The 21633-nt window shown below is 48.7% G+C and carries 10 protein-coding genes; all 10 read left to right on the top strand.

Going from position 1 to position 21633, the window contains the following annotated elements; genetic code table 11:
• Positions 1 to 243 precede the first annotated feature (243 nt).
• The 10 genes from MHI15_RS15210 (at position 244) to MHI15_RS15165 (ending at position 21633) form a co-directional block, all read left to right on the top strand.
• Positions 244 to 1365 (top strand): glycoside hydrolase family 88 protein, encoded by a 1122-nt coding sequence (locus MHI15_RS15210; RefSeq protein WP_341144015.1) that lies wholly within the window; start codon positions 244 to 246, stop codon positions 1363 to 1365.
• The gene (locus tag MHI15_RS15205) at positions 1355 to 3514 is read left to right on the top strand and encodes an alginate lyase family protein (protein ID WP_341164564.1); all 2160 of its coding nucleotides are present in this window, start codon (positions 1355 to 1357) and stop codon (positions 3512 to 3514) included. Before MHI15_RS15210 ends, MHI15_RS15205 begins: the two co-directional genes overlap by 11 nt.
• Before the next feature lie 67 nt (positions 3515 to 3581).
• Positions 3582 to 5303: a sensor histidine kinase gene (locus MHI15_RS15200; protein WP_076126253.1), complete on the top strand. Its 1722-nt coding sequence runs from the start codon at positions 3582 to 3584 to the stop codon at positions 5301 to 5303.
• Complete coding sequence (locus MHI15_RS15195; protein ID WP_076126255.1) at positions 5303 to 6886, top strand: response regulator transcription factor; 1584 nt, start codon at positions 5303 to 5305, stop codon at positions 6884 to 6886. The genes MHI15_RS15200 and MHI15_RS15195 overlap by 1 nt, the downstream gene beginning before the upstream one ends.
• 169 nt (positions 6887 to 7055) lie before the next feature.
• Positions 7056 to 7985 (top strand): carbohydrate ABC transporter permease, encoded by a 930-nt coding sequence (locus tag MHI15_RS15190; RefSeq protein ID WP_051490863.1) that lies wholly within the window; start codon positions 7056 to 7058, stop codon positions 7983 to 7985.
• Between the two features lie 15 nt (positions 7986 to 8000).
• Positions 8001 to 8837 carry a carbohydrate ABC transporter permease gene (locus MHI15_RS15185; RefSeq protein WP_036675652.1) on the top strand — a complete coding sequence of 279 codons (837 nt, stop codon included), beginning with the start codon at positions 8001 to 8003 and terminating at the stop codon, positions 8835 to 8837.
• Between the two features lie 141 nt (positions 8838 to 8978).
• Complete coding sequence (locus tag MHI15_RS15180) at positions 8979 to 10376, top strand: ABC transporter substrate-binding protein (protein WP_076100552.1); 1398 nt, start codon at positions 8979 to 8981, stop codon at positions 10374 to 10376.
• 115 nt (positions 10377 to 10491) lie between these two features.
• Positions 10492 to 11766: an alpha-L-fucosidase gene (locus MHI15_RS15175; protein WP_256715778.1), complete on the top strand. Its 1275-nt coding sequence runs from the start codon at positions 10492 to 10494 to the stop codon at positions 11764 to 11766.
• 25 nt (positions 11767 to 11791) lie between these two features.
• Positions 11792 to 13624: a glycoside hydrolase family 35 protein gene (locus MHI15_RS15170; RefSeq protein WP_076126257.1), complete on the top strand. Its 1833-nt coding sequence runs from the start codon at positions 11792 to 11794 to the stop codon at positions 13622 to 13624.
• 41 nt (positions 13625 to 13665) lie between these two features.
• Positions 13666 to 21633, top strand: coding sequence for a polysaccharide lyase family 8 super-sandwich domain-containing protein (locus MHI15_RS15165; protein ID WP_341164563.1), 7968 nt, complete (start codon positions 13666 to 13668; stop codon positions 21631 to 21633).

Here is a 21633-nt window from a genome sequence, read left to right as displayed (position 1 = left end):
TTCTAAAAAAGAATGAAAGATGTAAGTCACTCTCTGATTTTAACGTATTTTCCCATAAACAGTTATACCTTTTGTTACTATATTGATTTGATGCCTATGATTGGAAAGTAAACTTACAGTACTTCACGTCATTCAAAAGTCAAAATAATGCACATCAAAGCAAAAATCGCCCCTATTAGATCCTGTTCACTCTCCTTATCATGAAACGTAAGAAACGAAGAGCCTGAAGGGAGCAAGGAACTTATGTGGAGCAGTGCGATTGAAGATGCGATAGAGAAGGTACGTAAGAACATAGACCGGTTCGGGGGCAGTTTCCCTCATGTCAGCAGGAATGGAACTTATCAGCTCAATAACAACGACGATTGGACGAACGGATTTTGGAGCGGCATGTTGTGGTTGTGTTATGAATATACGCGGGATGACAGCTTCCGTATTGCGGCATCCCATACCGTAGAAGATTTCCGCCGCCGTTTCGCGGCAAAGACCGTGCTTGATCATCACGACATTGGCTTCCTGTATTCGTTATCCTCTAAAGCCCAGTGGATTATAGATAAAGACGAATCAGCGCGTCAACTGACATTGCAGGCGGCAGACCTGCTGCTGAAGCGCTGGCGTACAGCAGGCGGTTATATTCAGGCTTGGGGACCGGAGGGGGATACTCAGGAAGGCGGGCGGATCATTATTGATTGTCTGTTAAATCTTCCCCTTTTGTATTGGGCAGAAGAACAGACCGGTGATTCCGTATACAGGGAAGTGGCGGTCATGCAGGCGGAGAAAACGAGACGGTATCTGGTACGGGGAGATGACAGCTCTTACCATACGTTTTTCTTCGACCCGAAGACCGGAGAGCCGATTGGCGGCGCCACTCATCAGGGCTTTACTAACGGATCGACCTGGACGCGCGGGCAGGCTTGGGGTGTTTACGGTTTTGCGTTATCCTACCGCTATACCAAAGATCCGTTGTATTTGGAAACGTCCAAGCGGATGGCCCGCTATTTTCTGGAGCATTTGCCGCAGGATCATGTCGCTTACTGGGATTTTAATGCTCCGGTATCTCCGGATACTTACCGGGATAGCTCGGCCTCAGCAATAGTAGCAGCCGGACTACAGGAACTGCTGGAGCTAATGGATGGGGGGGATTCGGAGCGGGCTTATTTTCAGCAGGGATTAGTGCAGTCGATGACTTCGCTTGTGCAGAACTATTCCACGCTCGGTGAAGAGGCGGAGGGGCTGCTGAAGCATGGTTCTTACCATGTGCGCGGCGATCTGTCTCCAGATGACTTCATGATCTGGGGAGATTATTTCTATCTTGAAGCATTGATGCGGCTGCAAAAAGGCAACAAGGGGTACTGGTATGAACGCTGATGTCAGACAAATCTCCCCCTATGCCGTCTTTGCGCTGCTCAACCTTGAGTTGCCCGCTTTAGCTCTAGTGAAGAGTGCGCTCAGCCAAGCGCGGCAGGACGATGCGCTGACTGAATTACATCGGTATTTGACCCGACAGAGCACGCCGGGCTGGCGGAAAGAGGATAACCGGAAGCAGCTTATTGACTATGTACGGCTTTATTGTGCAGACGAGCTGGAAGCTGTAATGAAGACAGCGGATGAAGTTGTGGAGCAGACGTTTCTCTTTCGTTTTCCCTGGGATATGGAGCGCAGCCGCATTCCGGTTACCTTTGAGGAAGAAATTGACTGGCGTCATGTTCCGGACAAGGATGTAGAATGGGCTTATATGCTGAATCGCCACCGCTACTGGGTGGCATTAGGACAAGCGTATGCGATAACAGGTAAAGAGGTTTATGCGAGAGCATTTTGCTGCCAGCTTGAAGATTGGATAGACCGTACCCCCGTTCCAGACAAGCCTACGAATGATACGCTGACATGGCGTACAATTGAAGCGGGCCTTCGTTGTGCTAACTGGATTAAAGCGCTGTCTTATATACAGGATAGTCCGCTGCTCACACCGACGCTGCTGGCCAAAGTGATGATATCTCTGCATGAACACGGCCAATATTTAGCTTTATCGTTTACGGGCTGGAAGAAGATCAGCAACTGGGGGGTGCTGGAGACTTGTGGTTTGTTCCAAACTGCGCTCTACTTCCCTGAGTTCACTAGCGCCAATAACTGGCGACAGCTCAGTGAGGAGAGATTGGGAGAGACGGCGCGAATTCAGATTATGGCGGACGGCATCCACTGGGAGCAATCGCCTACCTATCACCATGAGGTTTTGGTATGTTTCCTCGACTGCATCCGCTTAGCCCGATTGAACGGACTGGAGCTTCAGGAAGAATTTCAGCAAAAGGTTCAGCAAATGGCTGTCGCTTCATTATATTGGGCCAAACCGAATCACCGGCAGCCGATGCTTGGCGATAGTGATGACAGCGATATTCGTTCGCTTTTGACTTATGCGGGCTGGTTATTTCAGGATGCTGTACTCCGTTTTGGCGGATACGATCAAATGGATTATGACAATGCCTGGTTGTTTGGGATAAATGGAGTTGAGGGCTACGAGCGGCTGAATGCGGAGCTACCGCCAAACTTGTCACGCTCTTATGCACATTCCGGTCATTATGTGATGCGAACGGGCTGGGACGAGCAGGATTTGTACCTATATTTTCACTGCGGACCACTTGGGGGTGGACATGGGCACGCGGATCTGCTACATTTCGATCTGTATGCCTATGGGCGGGATCTGCTTACCGATCTTGGCAGATACAACTATAGTGATCATACACCACTTAGAAAAGCGCTAAAAGAAAGCGCTGCCCATAATACGACCACTGTGGACGGAATTGGATTTACCGAAGTCACGGATACATGGTCCTTCTCTAAGATTGCGAAGCCAACGGGCTGCCAATGGATCATCCATCCGGACTTTGATTATGTAGAGGGCAGCCACGACGGCTACCGTCATTTGGATGATCCGGTCTACCCGTTAAGGAGGATCCTATTTATTAAGCCTTTTTACTGGCTTCTGGTGGACAGCTTCAGTTCCCGGCAGGAGCATACATTTTCCCAGCATTTTCATTTTGCACCCGGAACGGTTCAGATGGAAGATGGAACGCTAATATGCCGTACAAAAAATGAGCGGGAAGCCAATCTTTGTATCCTTCCTGTTCATGTTGATGGTCTTCAGGGCAGGGTTGATGCTGGGGTAATCTCCCGCGAATATAATCTGCTGGAACCCAATCAGTATGCTGTGTACTCCCGAAAGGGGAAAGGAACGGTCTCGATCATGCAGGTGCTGTACCCGCAGTCTGCGGGTGAGTTGTTCTGTCCGCTGGTCGAACAGGTGCCGATTTACCGCCATACGGGTGAACCGGTGGCTGCTGCACAGGCGGAGGCCTGCCGCATCATCCTCCCCGAAAGGAATGAGGAGCATATTATCGTGATCAGCCACGAGATTCCATCCAGTCATTTAGATTCCTATGTAGTGGAAGGCGTACAAATTTTTGGAGAAGTAGTGCTTATGGTTTCTGCAGACGGTCAAAAGAAAGTCACGGTAATCAGATAATGTATGAATACTGGACAACGGGCTGATAGAATAAAAGAAAAGAGCATGAGAGAGGCGCGGAGAAAACATGTTCAAATTCACTTACTATAGACGTATCCAGGTTTCATTTCTTTTGCTGATTTTTATCCCGCTGATTGCAGTATCGATCATCTCCTTCGTGCTCATCCGGGATACGATGGTAGAGAAGCTGCAGCTCAGCAACGATAACTTCCTGAACGTTATGATTGACGAACTAAATAAAACTATTGATGATGTGACGTTCGCTTCCCATTTTATTGTAAACGATACCAATTTCCGCGCTAATCTGAAGTCATTTGCGGATACTGAGCGGCTAAATAGCTATCAGGATTATGTACATTTCACGCAAATTCAAGATGTGTTTTCGCTCATCAACTCTAAGCCGTTGAATAATAATATTCGCATGTATTTGGTCAACCGGAAACACTTTGTGATCTCCTCTGGGACGGAGAATTTATCTGTAATCAATGCTAACCTGGACAAGCTGATGAGCCGTGTCAATATCCACGAACCGGAGACCTTGCAATGGCTTGGGATGGCTGACAGCGGTTCCGGTAAAAGCAGCAGCTATTATATTGCCAGAGTAATCTATGACAGCCGGGAGAAACGGCAGGTGTCCGTGCTGCTGATCTCAATTCCTGAATCCTATTTCAATAAATTGCTCGGACCCGTCGAATTTGGCAAGGTTGCATTATTTGATTCTGGAGGAGGCTTGATCGCTGGGAACTCAGAATTGGCTCCAGAAGGCAAGGAAGCGAGAGGAAGCGTTCGTACAGCCAGAGCTATCGACAAATCCAATTGGCAGCTGATCTATGAAGCTTCGGAGAAAGAATGGTCGGGCCAGATCTCGCGGACGTTTTATAGTGGCATTGGCTTGGTACTCCTCTTATTTATTGTCTTTTCGGCTACCTCCATGCTGATTGCCAAAAGATTGCATAGTCCGATCATGAAGCTGCAGCGCGTTGTGCGCCAGTTCGGGATGGGGAATCTTGATGTCAGGCTGGAGGTCAAGGGCAAGGATGAAATCGCTGAGCTGGGGCAGACGTTGAATACTATGCTGGACCAGCTGCAAGGACTGATTCACGACATCGAGCTGGAGCAGGAACAGAAGCGGGTGATGGAGCTGGAGGCGCTGTTTATGCAGATTCGCCCCCATTTTTTGATCAATACGTTGAATTCGATTAAATGTAGCCTTATTTTGGCCAAAGATAAGCTGCATAGCGGGATCATCGATTCATTAATGAGTCTGCTCCGGGCTTATTTGAAGGTCAATGAACCGGCTACCTTGCGGGAAGAATGCAAACTGCTTGGCCATTATATCGATATTATGAAGATCCGTAACGAAATCCCTCTTGAACTGGAGGTCGATCTGGAAAAGGATACAGAGAAGCTTATCGTCCCTAAGCTAATTTTGCAGCCCCTTGTAGAAAATGCAATCGTTCACGGATTGGTTGACCACCCGGCACCGCGTATTGTCGTTCGCTCGCGAACGGTCCCTGATGGGATCATGATTGAAGTTGAAGATAATGGCTGCGGTGCAGGGGCTGAAGTTCTGGCGGGCCTGAACCGCAGGTTACTGTATAAGGACGATGAACAGGATGAAGCTTATCAAAGGGTCGGGTTAATGAACGTGGTTCAAAGGCTGAGGCTGACCTATGGTCAGGATACCCGCTTGTCGCTGCATAATCTGCCGCAGGGTGGGGTGTCCGTTTCTCTGTATTTGCCGCAAGGCAATCATCAGGTTAATCTGTCAGAGAGAGAGGGATATTGATGTATAAAGTGATGCTCATAGACGATGATGTTCCTATGCTCAAAGTGCTTCAGCAGATGATTGACTGGGAGGCACATAGCTTGCAGATTGTCGGCAGCACCTATTCCAGTGCCAAGGCGTTATTAATGTTTGAGGAAGTGCAGCCTGACATTGTGATCACGGATATTGGTTTGCCGCAAAAGAACGGCATTGAGCTAGCCGATTGCTTCACCCGCATGAAGCCGGAGGTCAGAATTATTTTCCTGACCTGTCATGAGGATTTCCATTATGCTCAGCAAGCGGTAAAGCTGAAAGTGGATGATTATTTAATCAAGGACCAGCTTACAGAAGAGCAACTGGAGAAAAGCCTTGCCAAGTCCGTACACTTGCTTAAGTCGAAGATTGGGTTGATCAGCCATGGGGAGACAGGCTACAACAGCCAGCTCTTCCGGCAGAACCTGCTGCAAAGGGTGATTGGCGGTGCTCCGCCTGAAACCACACTGGCCTATGCGGCGCAAATCGGCATATCCTGGACGTATCCGTGGTTTATGCTGGGCACGGTCAGTATTCATTTTTCCAGTTTCGACAAGCGATACAAGCAGAGTGAGTATCCACTTATTCTATATGCTATTTACAATATAGCCTTGGAACTGTCCGAAACGTGTGAAGGGGTTACGCCTTTCTTGGAGCAAAAGAATATTGTGATTTTATATAATTACCGTGTGAATCTGGCGCAGAATGCCAGTCTTCATTTTCACGATTATTTACAGCGGCTGTGTTCTGAATGCTCCCATCTTCTTAAGATTCAACCGGGCATTATTGCCGTCACAGAGAAAATGGAGCTACAGGCGATTGGCCAGATCCATCGGCAGATTGTTCAGGACAAATGCGAGTTTTATGCAAGTGCGGATTACACGGTTCTGGATACTTTGCAAATCGCTTCTCCACGTTTCCAGCCTGCTCCCCAAGGATTTCTGGACAGCTATATCCCGCAGATGGAACGGGCCGTGATTAAAAAAGACCTTGAAGCCATCCGTGGCACTCTACAGGAAATCGCTAGGACTGCAAAAGTTATGTCTATTCATCCTGGCGATTTCGCCCGGGATTTATCCTTTATGCTCCGCGGCATCGAGTTAATGTTTACGAGCCTGATGTTCGATGAGGATCTGTTCGTCTATCTCGTGCAGACCCGCACACTTGAAGATACGATGGAACTGGTGGAGAGAAAGCTTGTACAGATTACAGGCAGCAAGCAGCAGGTGGCAGGAGCTTCTCCGCAGGAGCCCAAGCTGCAGCTTATCCAGCAGTATATCGACCAGCATCTAGGCGATAATATCACTTCAATTGATATGGCACGTTATCTGTTTCTGGATCCAAGCTATTTTTCGCGTTATTTCAAGCGCATGACTGGCCTGACCTTTACGGACTATGTGCATCAGCACAAGATGAAGGTCGCTACCAAAATGCTGAAAATCTCCAGCCAGAACCTGGAGTCGCTGGCCGTCGGCCTGGGATATTCGGACAGAACCTATTTTTCAAAAGTGTTCAAAAAATATGTAGGAACAACGCCAAGCGAATATAAATCCAAACATTCGGTACGCTGAGAAGCACAATTGTTAATGATATGAACAGACTCGCCGCCCCTCTAGGGCGGTTTTTTGTTGTCGGCGTACAAAGGTCAAAATCTTGCACATTCCGGGTCATAATCACTCCTTCTTGCGGAAGGCGGATGTATTACTATAATGACAAATCAAATTGTCGAGGTGATACAACGTGGAGGCTGCAAAACAACCTGTGCCAAAAATTCTGCAAGAGAAGCGGAAATTCTGGACTCCGCAACGGAAAGAGGCTTTAACCGGGTGGCTGTTTTTGGCACCGGAAATTGTCGGGATGCTTTTTCTTAATGTATTTGCGCTTGGATTCTCACTTTATTTGAGCTTCTCGAAATGGGATCTATTGTCGGGAGTCAAAGGAATCGAGTTCATCGGATTGGATAACTATATCAAAATGTTCCATGATCCGAGTATCATTCAAGCTTTGAAGAACAATGCTTTTTATATGATTATGACCGTGCCGATCCCGATTGCGATTGCGCTGGTGCTCGCGGCATTGATTCAAAACAGTGTGTTCCTCAAAAATTATTTTAAAGTGGCTTTCTTTATTCCTTATATTTCTTCGATTATTGCGATAGCTGCCGTATGGAGTGCATTGTTCCATCCGTCTCTTGGACCAATCAATCAGTTGCTGATGGAGTTTGGAATCTCCAGCCCTCCGAAATGGCTAGTTGATCCAAAGACCTCACTGTTATCCATTGCTATTATCAGTTCTTGGGCGAGTCTTGGCTACACCATAATTATCTATATGGCTGGCTTGACGAATATTTCCGATGAAATCTACGAAGCCGCCGAAATAGATGGCGCCAGCGCGTTGAAAAAATTCTTTGCCATCACAGTTCCGATGCTGCGTCCGACCACATTTTTCCTGCTTATTACCATGCTGATTGGCTCGTTTAAGGTGTTCGACATCATCGCCTTTTTGACCGAAGGTGGCCCGAATAATTCTTCTACCGTGCTTGTGTTCAGGATCTATGAGGAAGGGTTCAAATACTACAACATGGGCTACGCTTCTGCAATTTCCTGGCTGCTATTCGCTGTCATCGGCTTGATTACCGCAGCCACTTGGAAAATGAGAAATGAAGAATAAAGGGGGGAGATTAACATGCAACTGATTAGAAAAAATATGTCCAGAGTGATCACTACCTGCATCATGGGGGCTTTGTCCATTGTATTTCTTATTCCGCTGATCTGGATGATTTCCGCAGCCTTCAAATATGAAAAAGATGTAATGCGCTTCCCGATCCAATGGATTCCCGAGAAGATCAATGTAGCGTATAATTTCAAGATGGTTTGGATGGGACGGGTACCTTTCTCCCATTTCTATTTAAACTCCTTTAAAGTTGCGATTATTACAACCTGCATCACACTGATCATTTCATCTATGTCGGCGTATGCCTTGACCAAAATCAAGTTTAAAGGACGGAATATGGTCTTTCTGGCGCTGCTGTCATTCATGATTATTCCTGACCAGGCCACGCTGATTCCGCGTTTTCTGCTGATTCGTTGGTTCGGCCTCTATGATACTCATGCTGCTATCGTATTAATGAGTATGTTCTCCATCTACTTCACGTTCTTGCTGCGGCAATTTATGATTGGTATCAGCGACGAATATATTGAAGCGGCGCGAATTGATGGTGCAGGCCATTTGCGGATATTCTGGTCTATCATTGTTCCGCTCTGCAAGCCGGTGCTCGCTACCGTGGCGATCATCAAATTTATCTGGACCTGGAATGACTACCAGAATCCGCTGATCTTCTTGCTAAACAAGAATCTGTACACTATCCCACTCGGTATGACACTGTTCCGGGATGATTATTCGAACAACTATGCGATTATGATGACGGCAGCCGTTTCGGCGATCATCCCATTGGTCATCGTGTTCATTGCCCTGCAAAAGCAAGTCATTAACGGAATCTCCTTGGGAGGCGTAAAGGGCTGACTTGCGGGTATGCAAAAGAGGGTAAAAGTCAAAAATGTGATCCTACTACAGCAAAATTGTGCACTTGGCTTGTACAGCGGGTGCCTATAATAAGAAATGAACAAGGCACTATACTTAAATTTCAGTGCGGGGGGAAGTAAAATGAAAACAAAGGGCAAAAAAAGATTATCCGTTGTACTAGGCTCCATGCTGGCGGTTTCCTTAACGTTAAGCGCCTGTGGAAATTCCGGAAATTCAGAGAAGAATGGCGGTGCTGAAGCCAGTACGAATGCCGGGAACACCAAGGTGGACAAGCAAGTCGCCATCAAATATTACAACTGGGACAATGAAGCCCAATCAGCAGGCACGGATGCCATGCTGCAGGAATTTATGGATCAGAACCCAAATATCAAGGTAGAGCATGTGACACTCGTTCCCGGTGATTCTGTGGAGATGCTGAAGAAACTCGACTTCCTGATTTCATCCGGCGAAGCGATTGACGTTGTTCAGGTACCAAGCCTTGGAGGCGTACTTGAACGGGCGACCCGGGGAGCGCTTGCCCCGCTGAACGAATTCTATGAGAAGGATAACCTCGTTCCTGAGGATGAATATTATGTGAATGCTAAGGTAGACAACAACTATTATGGGATGCAATATACCAAGAGCAGCAACTATGTAATGCTGAACAAAGATGCACTGGATGAAGCGGGTCTGCCTGTACCTACTTTTGGCTGGACATGGGATGACTACCGCGACTATGCCAAAAAACTGACCAAAGGTGAAGGCGTAGACAAACGTTACGGCACATACTTCCACACCTGGGAGTTGTATATGAACGCACCGGCCCAAACGATGATGAAAGATCCATTCGTGTATGATGACGGGACGACCATTTTCGCGGATCCAACCTATAAATACTTCTTCCAGCTGCGCAAAGATATGGAGTCTGCTGATAAATCTGCGAAAACTTATGCAGACGCTTTAGCGGCTAAGCTCAATTACCGCACGGAATTCTTTAATGAAGAAGCCGCTATGATTCTGGCTGGTAACTGGACGATTGCTGATCCGGGCAATACAGAGCAGTATCCGCATGATTTCAAGACAGCTTTTGCTCCGGTACCGGTGCCTCCGGCAGGATCGGAACCGAAAGAATACGAGGGCAAATACTTCACCAGCGGCAATATGCTGGCGATGGGCGCTACTTCGAAGAACAAAGAGGCGTCTTTCCAACTGATGAGATTTATGTCAACGGCTGTTAGTGATAACAGACTGGAATTCTCCGGTTATAAAAAAGCGGATAATGAAGCCTTGCTGACCAAACTGGTAGCTGGTAAAGAGGATATGTATGATATGGATTCACTCAAATATACACTCTTTGACAGTGCAATCCAGTTCCTTGATGGTGCGCAGGTGATGACGACGGCAACGTCCGAATTGACCAAAATAATCGATGACGGCTTCAGCAGATTTATGCTTGGAAATGAATCGATTGATAAGGTGCAGCAATGGATGGTTGATGAAGCAACAAAAATTATCAACGAAAAAGGTGTTATCAAATAAATAGGGAATAAGCAAGTATCACAAGTTGTGGACGGGGCTTTGGAAGGTCATCAACTGGCTTTCCAAAGCCTTATTTATATATTGGGCCTACACAAACATATGGGAGAGTGTAGAAATGATGGAAAGCAGATTTTCACAGAACAAGCCGGAAGAGCAACTGGCGCTGCCTTCTAGGGAACAGCTGGAGTGGCAGGACCTGGAGCTGGGGATGTTTTGCCATTTTGGCATCAATACGTTTTGCGATCAGGAGTGGGGAGAAGGCAATGATTCACCTGCGGTCTTCAATCCGCTTCATTTGGATGCCCACCAATGGGTTAGTACAGCCAAAGAAGCTGGATTCCGTTATTTTATACTGACAGCTAAACATCATGATGGCTTCTGCTTGTGGCCGACTGCGACAAGTACTTATTCTGTGGCTTCTAGCCCATGGAAAGAAGGGCGCGGCGATGTCGTCAAGGAATGCGCGGAGGCTTGCCGTGAACTTGGAGTTGGCTTCGGCATTTATTTGTCTCCGTGGGACAGACATGAGCCCTGTTATGCAGATCCGCAAGCGTACGATGATTTCTATGCCCTGCAATTGCAGGAATTGCTTACGGGCTATGGTCCGCTTACGGAAATTTGGTTCGACGGCGCAGGGTCGGAGGGCCGCAATTACGATTGGCAGCGGATTATGGATCTGATCAAGCGCCATCAGCCAGGCGCCATGGTGTTTAATATGGGGGCACCAACGATCCGCTGGGTTGGCAATGAGGATGGCGTTGCTCCTTATCCATGCTGGAACACTGCGAATTCTGCGCGGGGTAGCATGTTCAGTGAAGCTTCATTGAACTGGCTACCCGGAACGCCGAGCTGGGTGCCTGCGGAATGCGATGTGCCCATCCGTAAAGACCGCTGGTTCTGGCATCCTGAGGAGGAGCATCTGCTGCTGTCTCTGGAGCAGCTAATGGATATTTATTATCGTTCGGTTGGACATGGGGCAACTTTGCTGCTCAATGTAGCCCCTGACAACCGCGGGCTGTTTCCGGAGGCTGATGTGCAGCGGCTGCTGGAATTCGGCAAGGAGATAAGACGCAGATTTGACAAGGCTCTGGCGGTAACAGCAGGTACTGGAGATATTGTTGAACTGGAATTGCCAGCAGCTACTGTGATTGATCATGTCGAGATTATGGAGGATATCGCTTACGGCGAAAGAGTAGAAGGATATATGCTGGAAGCGTACAGCAACGGAGCGTGGCTGGAGTTGAAGCGTGGCAGTTCGATTGGCCATAAGAAAATCGACGCCTTCCCTCCGGTTGTCGCAGAGAAAATCCGCTTACGGGTGTCAGAAGCTGCCGCAAGCCCCAAGATCAGACGGCTTGCCGTCTACCACTGCGGGGAATCGTTACAATAAATGTTAATAAAGGAGGTTGTCGATAATGAACCTGCTCACCTGGAACAACGGACACTATTTGCTGGACGGACAGCCTTATCGTATCGTATCGGGAGCCATTCATTATTTTCGGGTCGTGCCTGAATATTGGAAAGACCGGCTGCTGAAATTGAAAGCCTGCGGATTCAATACCGTGGAGACCTACATCGCCTGGAATATACATGAACCTAAAGAAGGGGAGTTCGTATTTGATGGCATGGCCGATGTGGTATCTTTTATCGAGCTGGCTGGGGAGCTTGGGCTTCATGTTATTGTCAGACCGAGTCCATTCATCTGTGCGGAGTGGGAGTTCGGAGGCCTGCCGGGCTGGTTGCTAGCTTACGGGGAACTCCAGCTTCGCTGCTGTGACCCTCTTTATTTAAGCAAGGTAGACCGTTATTACGATGAGCTAATTCCTCGGCTGGTTCCGCTGCTCTCCACACATGGCGGACCAATTCTGGCCGTTCAGGTAGAAAATGAATATGGCAGCTATGGTAATGACAGTGGCTACCTGGGCTATATGCGTGATGGACTGGTCAGCAGAGGGATCGATGTGCTGCTCTTTACTTCCGACGGGCCAACCGATGAGATGTTGCTCGGCGGAACACTGGAGGATGTGCATGCGACAGTCAATTTCGGCTCCAGTACAGAGGAATCCTTCCGCAAATATCGGGAATACCGCTCTGAAGAGCCGCTTATGGTGATGGAATACTGGAACGGCTGGTTTGATCACTGGATGGAGGATCATCATGTACGCGATGCCGGGGATGTAGCAGGTGTTCTGGATGAGATTCTGACCCAGGGCTCCTCATTTAATATGTACATGTTCCATGGTGGAACCAATTTTGGTTTCTATAATGGTGCGAATCATATCGTCACCTACGAGCCAACGACTACAAGCTATGACTATGATGCCCCGCTCACGGAATGGGGAGATACGACGGCGAAATTTGAAGCTGTCCGGTCGGTACTCAGCAACCATGGATTTGCCCCGACTTGTCCATTCCCTGAGCCGATTCCGAAGATTTCTTACGGGAAAGTCGCTTTGACGGAAAGAGCGGAACTATTCACGGCTTCCAATCTGGAGAAGTTATCAGAGACGGTGAACAGCGTGTGTGTACAGCCGATGGAGAAGCTCGGACAATCCTATGGTTTTATATTGTACAGCACTTATGTGAAAGGGCCGCGCTCTAGACAGAAGCTTTACATCGAGGGCGTGCGCGATCGGGCGCAGGTCTTCCTGGATGGACAGGTGCTTGGGGTGATTGAGCGCTGGAATCCGCTGCCACTGGAACTTTCCATCCCCGCTGGGGGAGCACAGCTGGATATCCTCGTCGAGAACATGGGACGAATCAATTACGGGCCGCTCATTCGCGATCCGAAAGGGATTCTGGACGGGGTTCGGATTGATAACCAGCTGCAATATAACTGGACGATTCGTACTTTGCCGTTGGAACAGGAACAGCTGGCTTCACTAGCGTACAAGAAGCACCCGGTGGAGAAGCAGCAAGCTGCGACCCTTTCGGGTCTGCCCGGATTCTACCGGGGCAGCTTCGAGGCGGAGGAGATTGGCGATACCTTTCTACGATTCGATGGATGGAATAAAGGGGTCGCCTGGATTAACGGATTTAATCTGGGCCGTTACTGGAACGTTGGACCGCAGCGGGCGCTATATATCCCTGGTCCACTCTTGCGCAAGGGGAGCAATGAGCTGGTTCTTTTGGAGCTGCATGGTTGTGCGGAGACTTGCGAGATTGAGCTTGTGAACCTTCCTGATCTGGGAAGAACTTCGGCCGTCGATGACGCCGTGTTGAATTTTGTGCAGGATGATAACTTGTAGATGCCTTTAGCTTTAACCAATTCTAAGATTGGGGTGAACAAATGCGTAAACCAAGTCTATTTTTAGTATTAGTTCTCATTGTTGATCTTTTTTCTTCCTGTGGGGGAGTTCTTTATCCCTCGCATAGCAGGGCATCTGCGGCTGCATCAAATCTTATGCTTAACGGAAGCTTTGAGAATACAACGACAGCCCTTGACTCAACCTGGACAGGGGTTACAGACGCTGCTCCGGTGGGCTGGAGCTTATGGGTCCCTACAGGTAGCGGGAAAGGCACGAATAAAACAGCGAATATCAAGATAGACGCTGGCACTGCGCATGAAGGAACCCGGTCCATGCTGTTCGATGCCTTTGCCACAAGCAGGATTTCCATCAATCAGGGGGTAACTTCGGTTATCCCCGGTAAATCCTACAGACTTAAAGTCTGGCTAAAGACGGACAACGTCACTGGACAGGGAGCCTACTTTAGAACACAGTATTACAATACTGCCAAAGTGGGAGATGGACCTTCCTCTCCCAAAATAACAGGCACACAGGACTGGAGTATGCAGCAAGTACTTCTAACTATGCCGGCTAACGCGACGAAGCTAGTCATCGAGCCTTTTTTGGAGACTGGAAAAGGAAAGCTATGGATAGATGATATCGCATTGGAGGAATATGCGGGTCTTACAGGAATTGCGCTAGACCGTACGGCCTTTTCTATGGTCAAAGGGGACACGGTTGCACTTCTGCCCACTTTATCCCCTATAACGGCGGTGGATAAAACGGTAGTGTGGACTTCGAGCAATCCAGAAGCTGCGACTGTGGACGCACTTGGTAATGTAATGGGTACGGGGATCGGTTCTTCGACCATCAAGATCGCCACACCGGATGGTAGCCTTGCAGCCGAATGTCTGGTTACTGTCGAAGCTCCCGACACGATACAGGCCTACAATAAACTGAGGCTGAAATGGTACGACCGATTAAGTGGTGGTCAATACGATGGGAGTGATCCTGATATAGCTGCTAGTATTAGCGCTCAGGCTGCATCGGCTGCTGTACTTTGGGAGAGTATGGATAAATCCTCCGGCCGCACCTCCTTGTGGAGTGATACCGCGAGCACTACAGATTCGCAGTTTATTACAAGCGCTTACAATCGCTTGAAGACTATGGCATTGGCCTATTCTGTGGAGGGATCGGAGCTTTACGGCAACAGCGTTTTGGTGAATGATATTGTAAGCGCAATCAATTGGATGTATACAAACCGCTATAATCCGAGCAAAAGCGCTTATGGGAACTGGTGGGACTGGGAGATTGGCACGCCGCAGATTGTGAATGATCTTATGGTGCTCATGTATGACCATCTAACACCGCAGCAAATCAATCAGTATCTTGCGGCTATTGATGCCTTCTGTCCAGACCCCAAAGTAGGGTCGGTGCTTGGCGTTAAGGGTACGAAGATGACGGGAGCAAATCTACTAGATAAAGCGCTTGTGGTCACGGTAAGAGGCGTGATTGGCAACAACAGTGCAAAGATCATTCAGGGCCGTGATTCCATTGGCTCCGAGTATGTGTACACGACCCATGGTGACGGTGTGTATAAGGATGGTTCCCTCGTTCAGCATAATAATATTGCCTATACGGGAGGATATGGTTCGGTCTGGCTCAAAGGGACGGCGGATATGTCTTATCTGCTGACCGATTCTCCATGGCCAATAACGGACCCGAATGTTCTGAACATTTACGAATGGGTGGCTCAGACTTACGAGCCGGTGATCTACAACGGTCAATTTATGGATTCGGTAAATGGCAGAGGTATATCTAGAAAAGGAAGCGGCAGCGCAAGAGGGTTAATTGTCACCTTGCTGCGGATGGCTGAAACTGCTCCGGAGAATATTGCAGTATCCATAAAGCAAGCGGCGAAGGAATGGATTTCAGCGAATATGACATCCGGCAATTATTATGAAGGGTTGTCGCTTGCCGATATAACGATTGTGAAAAAGCTGATGAATGACGGAAAGATCAATCCAAGAGGAGCTCTCATTAAGAATCAGGTATTCGCCGGCATGGACCGGGTGGTTCATCTACGCGAAGGTTACGGCTTCGGCTTGAGTCTGTTCTCGAATCGCATCTCGGCGTTTGAGAAAGGGAACAACGAGAACCTGAAAGGATGGTATACGGGAATTGGGATGACCTATTTATACAATCAGGATCTGACCCAATACCGGAATGACTTCTGGCCTACCGTCAATTCCTACCGCTTGTCTGGCACGACAACGGATGGATCGGGGCAGGGAATGGTGCCTGTGGAATGGAAAAGTTACATGAATCCGAAAACCTGGGTGGGTGGATCGTCGATGGAAGGCCTATACGGTGCAGCAGGTATGGATTTCTCACTCTCCCAAGTGACCGGTAGCGATTTGCAAGGCAAGAAATCCTGGTTTATGTTCGATGATGAGATTGTGGCGCTTGGTTCGGGAATTTCCAAATCAACTGCCGGCCCGCAGTCTGTTGAGACGATTATCGATAACCGCATGCTAAACGAAGTGGGAAACAACAAACTTCTAATCAACGGAGCTGTAGAACCGTCACAGTCCGGATGGTCAGCGACGTTAAAGAACGTTCAATGGGCCCATCTGGAGGGTAATGTGCCAGGTGCCGACGTGGGCTACTATTTCCCTGAAGCTCCAAGTATACTGGCGCAACGTGAAGCCAGAACCGGCAGTTGGAAAGAGATTAATGCCACTCAATCCGATGTTCCCATTACGCGCAACTATTTAAGCCTGGCAGTTGAGCATGGAGATACGCCTACGAATGGCTCATACTCCTATGTTCTGTTGCCTAATCGTGACATTGCCGGTACTGAAGACTATAGTGGCAACCCGGACATCGAAGTGCTGAGCAACAGCAAGGATGTGCATGCGGTCAGAGAGAAGAAGCTGGGCATAACCGCCGCTAATTTCTGGAATCCAGGAACGGTAGATTCCATCAAGGCACTCAATCCAGCTTCCGTGATGATTCGGCAGATCGATCAGGAGCTTGTCGTTTCGGTGTCTGATCCTACTCAGTCGCAAAACCTATTGTCCCTGGAACTGGATATACCGGGGTTGACACTGCTCAGCAAAGATAGCAAGACGGATGTAGTGCAAGCTTCGGGAAATACAGTTATAACGGTGGATGTGAAGAATTCTATAGGGGCAACGCATGTATTAAAATTTAATATTACTGAAGGAGAGACTCCAAAAGACGAATATGACGAGCTTCGTGGAAGATGGGTGGAGTATTTGACCGGAGGGCAATCCTTCGACCCGAATAACCCGGACATTGCCAAGTCTATAAAGACTTTATCCGATAAGATCAGTAATCAGGAGCGAACTGGATTCTGGGATACGATGAACAAGCAAATGAACCGTACTTATTTATGGAGCGATAAGCCGGGCAGCACAGCGGATGCTTTTGATACGGCAGCCTCTTATAACCGGTTGAAGGATATGGCTATTGCCTTTTCGACATCCGGCTCACCATTGTACGAGAATATGCAGTTGAAATCAGATATTCTGGATGGTTTAGATTTCTTATACGCGAATTGGTATAACGAAACTAAACTGGAGAAAGGCAATTGGTTCGAATGGGAGATCGGCATTCCGCTTGCATTGGGAGATACGATGGCCTTAATGTTCGAGTATTTGTCAGCCGATCAGATTACCAAATATACCAAAGCCATTGATAAATTCTGCCCGGACCCAACCAAACGGACCAATCAACCCTCGTTGATGGAAACCGGCGCGAATCGGCTGGATAAAGCACTGGCAGTGGTCTTGAGGGGCATTCATAATCGTGACAGCGCGAAGATCAAACAAGGGCGGGATGCAGTTAGCCAAGTATTACCCTATGTGACCCGCGGAGACGGATTTTATGAGGACGGCTCCTTTATCCAGCATAATAATATTGCTTATACCGGCAGTTATGGGGCTGTATTGCTTGGCGATATGATGAAAATGATGACTTTGCTGACAGGGTCCTCTTGGCCGCTGACTGATACCAATATGAAGAATGTATACAACTGGGTAACGGATTCTTATGAACCTCTTGTCTACAGAAAATTAATGATGGATATGGTGTTCGGTAGATCGATAGCCCGGGGAAACCGGCAGCTCGTGCCTTGGTCGCATATTTTGCGGCTGGCTTCTTCCGCGCCACCGGAGCAAGCGGCCCGATTTAAATCGATGGTGAAGTATTGGTTCGAAGCCGATACGGTAGTAGAAAGTTATTACGACGGTCTAAGAGTAGCCGATATTGTTCTGCTCCAGACGCTTATGGACGATCCAGAGGTGCAGCCATCAGGAGACCTTACTGTGCATAAGCAGTTTTCGGCTATGGACCGGATTGTCCACCATCGGCCTGGATATGCCTTTGGGATCAGCATGTCTTCGGCCCGAATTGCCAACTATGAAGCGGGCACAGAGAATCTGAAGGGCTGGTATACAGGCGAAGGCATGACCTATCTGTATAATCAGGATCTGGATCAATATGCAGATGCATTCTGGCCGACCGTGAACGCTTATCGTCTGCCTGGGGTTACATCGGATGGGGCAAGTCGCGGTGCAGCCAAGACTACATCTAAAACATGGGTGGGAGGATCATCCATAGACGGGCTTTATGGAGCGGCCGGCATGGATCTGGATCCGGATAACAGCACATTGTCCGGTAAAAAGTCCTGGTTCATGTTCGATGATGAAATCGTAGCACTTGGGGCAGGCATTACAAGCACGGATAACCGCAAGGTGGAGACCATCGTAGATAACCGTAAGCTCAAGGCGAGCGGAGACAATGTACTTACGGTCAACGGAGAGGCCAAGCCATCCGCCCTGGGTTGGTCTGAGTCAATGAATCAGGTGCATTGGGCACATCTGGAAGGCAATGTTCCCGGCTCGGGAATCGGTTATTATTTCCCTGATGCCCCAACGATAGACGGTCTGCGTGAGTCTCGGACTGGCGCATGGAAGGATATTAATCAAGGGGGATCAACGGAGCCGATTACGAGAAATTATGCCAGCCTGTCGATTGCTCAGGGAACGAATCCGGTGAATCAATCGTATTCGTATGTGCTTCTGCCGAATCAGGATGAAACGGCGACAGCGCGCTACAGCAGTAGTCCTGACATCGAAATTATAGCCAACACGGATAGTGTGCAAGCCGTCAAGGAACAGAAGCTGGGACTTACGGCTATGAACTTCTGGGTACCGGGAATGATCGAATCCGTGCGCGCCAATCATCCAGCCTCCATTATTATCAAGGAGTCTGGAGATGAACTGACGATAGCCATTTCGGATCCGACACAGTCTCAATCTGTGGTGAATGTGGATGTCGGCAGAATCGCGCTGGAAGAGCTGATGAAAGATCCAACCGTAACGGTACTGCAGACCTCGCCGAGGATTGAACTCGCAATTCATACCAGCGGGTCCAAAGGAAAAAGCCATGTTGTCAAGTTCAGAATTGATCCGAATGCCGAACCTTCTGAGCCTTCCGATTCGGAACCAGACGAAGCGGCAATAACGAAGCTGTATGTTTCTGAAGATGCGTATGTCAATGGAGGATCGAAAGCTGCAGTCAATTATAGTTCGGTCAATTACTTGCAGATCAGAAATGGCAGCGGGGACACAGACAGAAGGGTTTATCTAAAATTCGATCTGAGTCCATTTCTCGGTGAAGTCGGTTCTGTGAAGCTGAATGTGTTCGGAAAGACAAATGACGGGGCAGGCACTTTGTCCGATATCGGTGTATTTGGAGTCCAAGATGATGATTGGACGGAGGCAACGCTAAATTACAATAATGCTCCAAAAATCGGTACTCAAGCTGCGCTGCAGACTTTTTCCGGACCGGAGCAGTGGCGGCAGTTCGATATTACCTCATGGGTTGGCACGGAGTTCCCTTCCGATCCGGTGATAAGTCTGGCTCTTAGGCAGGTAGGCTATAATCTCGCCACAGACATAAGAAGCCGTAAGAATGAGAATGGCAAATATGCCGCGTATCTGGAAATTTTGCCGAAAGATACAACACCTCCAGTCACGAAGGCTACCATACTTGGAGAAACAGGAGAAGGGGGCGCATATAAGGGCAAAGTCAATATCACTTTTGATGTCACCGACCAATCCAATGGGGGAGCTGTCGGCTGGGGAGTCAAGCGGACAGAATACCGGCTCAATGGTGGTTCATGGAGTACGGTTACTCAGAGCGTATATATCGAGAACCCCGGAACCTTCGGGATCGATTATCGTTCGGTGGATAAGGCTGGAAATGTAGAGCCTTTCCGACAGCTTCAGGTGACAGTCATGGAGCCTACAGAAAGAGTCTCAACGGCAATTAGCGGCCCGGAAAGCCTGGCTGTCGGGGAGAACGGAACGGCGGTTACTTCGGTAGTGTACAGCGATGGCAGCCGTTATATAGTAACCGAAGGTATAGTCTATGAGAGCAGCGATCCTAACGTCGCAAGTATAGGCAAAGATGGCCATATTGAAGCTAAAGGACCGGGCGTTTCGGTTATTTCATCCGTATATGACAACATGACCGCTTCCTATTTATTAAAGGTGTATGGACAACTGCCGGAGCTCGTCTCTATTTCGTTAAGCGGTCCGACATCCTTGGAAATAGGGCAGAGCGGTAAGGTGGTCACAACGGCGGTATATAGTGATGATAGCCACCTTACGGTAACCGAGGGTGTGATCTACGAGAGCAGTAACAGGAAGGTAGCCACAGTAACGGCAACGGGGCAGCTGCAAGCACTTGATCCGGGCATGACTGTGATTACTGCAAGTTACGGAGGACGGCAGAGCAGTCTGAGGCTTCAGATTCTACAAGCGGAAGAGACTACTTCAACTGTTCCGAGTCCGCAACCACAAGTGCCTTCCGTACCGGAGGTAACGGCGGGGCGGCTGCAACTAAACGCAGCTTCGTTGAACGATCTTTCGGAAGCCATTGTCTACGAGGGTAAATTGAGAATGCTAGTATTGCCGGGGATGGCAGCAGACATGCTCAAACAGAAGCCGCTTCGGGTAGAGGCTTCTAACTTTAATCTGACCCTTCCGGCAGCGGTGCTTCAACAATTGCGGGTTTTGATTCCTGCGGAGCAATTGGCCGGCAGCCAGATCTTTCTGGAGGCTTCTGAGGTGAATGGGGAAGCGGCGCAGAGAATACTAGCTAGCGCAGAGAAGAAATCTGGTGCAGTGCTAAACCAGGCAGGAGAGTTCCTTCTCTTTACCCTGTATATTGTTGCTGGTGACGGTACAAGAAGCATACTTTCCAAATTTGTTGAGCCCGTTACATTAGAGCTTAACGCCTACCCTGAGGCCAAAAGGAATTTGCTCGGCGGCTATTATTTTCCAGATTCCGGAAATATAGAGTATGCGGGCGGTTCCTGGCTGAAGGGCAAGGTGGCTCTGCGCACCGAACACTTAGGCACATATGCCGTGCTGGAATACAACAAATCGTATGACGATGTTCCTTCTGGACATTGGGCGGCGGCGGTTGTACAAGAGCTAACGGCCAAACATCTGATTCAAGGAGTCGGACTTCGGAATTTCGAGCCGAACCGCTCTGTGACCCGTGCAGAATTTACAGCTATGCTGATCCGCTTGCTAGGACTTGAAGGGAAATCATCTACAGCATTTGCGGATGTATCTGCGGATGAGTGGTATGCGGAGGAAGTGGCGCAGGCAGTAGAGGCGGGAATAGTCCATGGGGTGAGTGAGACTCGCTTCGCTCCAGAAGCCCCTATTTCCCGCCAAGAGATGGCGGTCATGGTGATGCGAGCCTACGAATATGTCAGCGGGAAAAAGGTGGAACCGAAGCCTGTAATCCAATTCGGTGACTTGCGTGCGGCTGCCTCATGGGCCCGTGAATCGATCATTGCTGCCCAAGCCCTTGGACTTATCCAGGGTCGAAGTGACCAGCAATTCGCTCCGGGAGGCTCAGCAACTCGAGCTGAGAGCGCAATGGTTCTATACAATCTTTTAGCAATTAAGACTGAAAAGTAA

The organism is Paenibacillus sp. FSL H7-0918, from assembly GCF_038007025.1.
Classification (GTDB): Bacteria; Bacillota; Bacilli; order Paenibacillales; family Paenibacillaceae; genus Paenibacillus_AQ; species Paenibacillus_AQ odorifer.
Note: the sequence above shows the minus strand (reverse complement) of the source record. Positions and strands in the feature narration are given on the sequence as shown.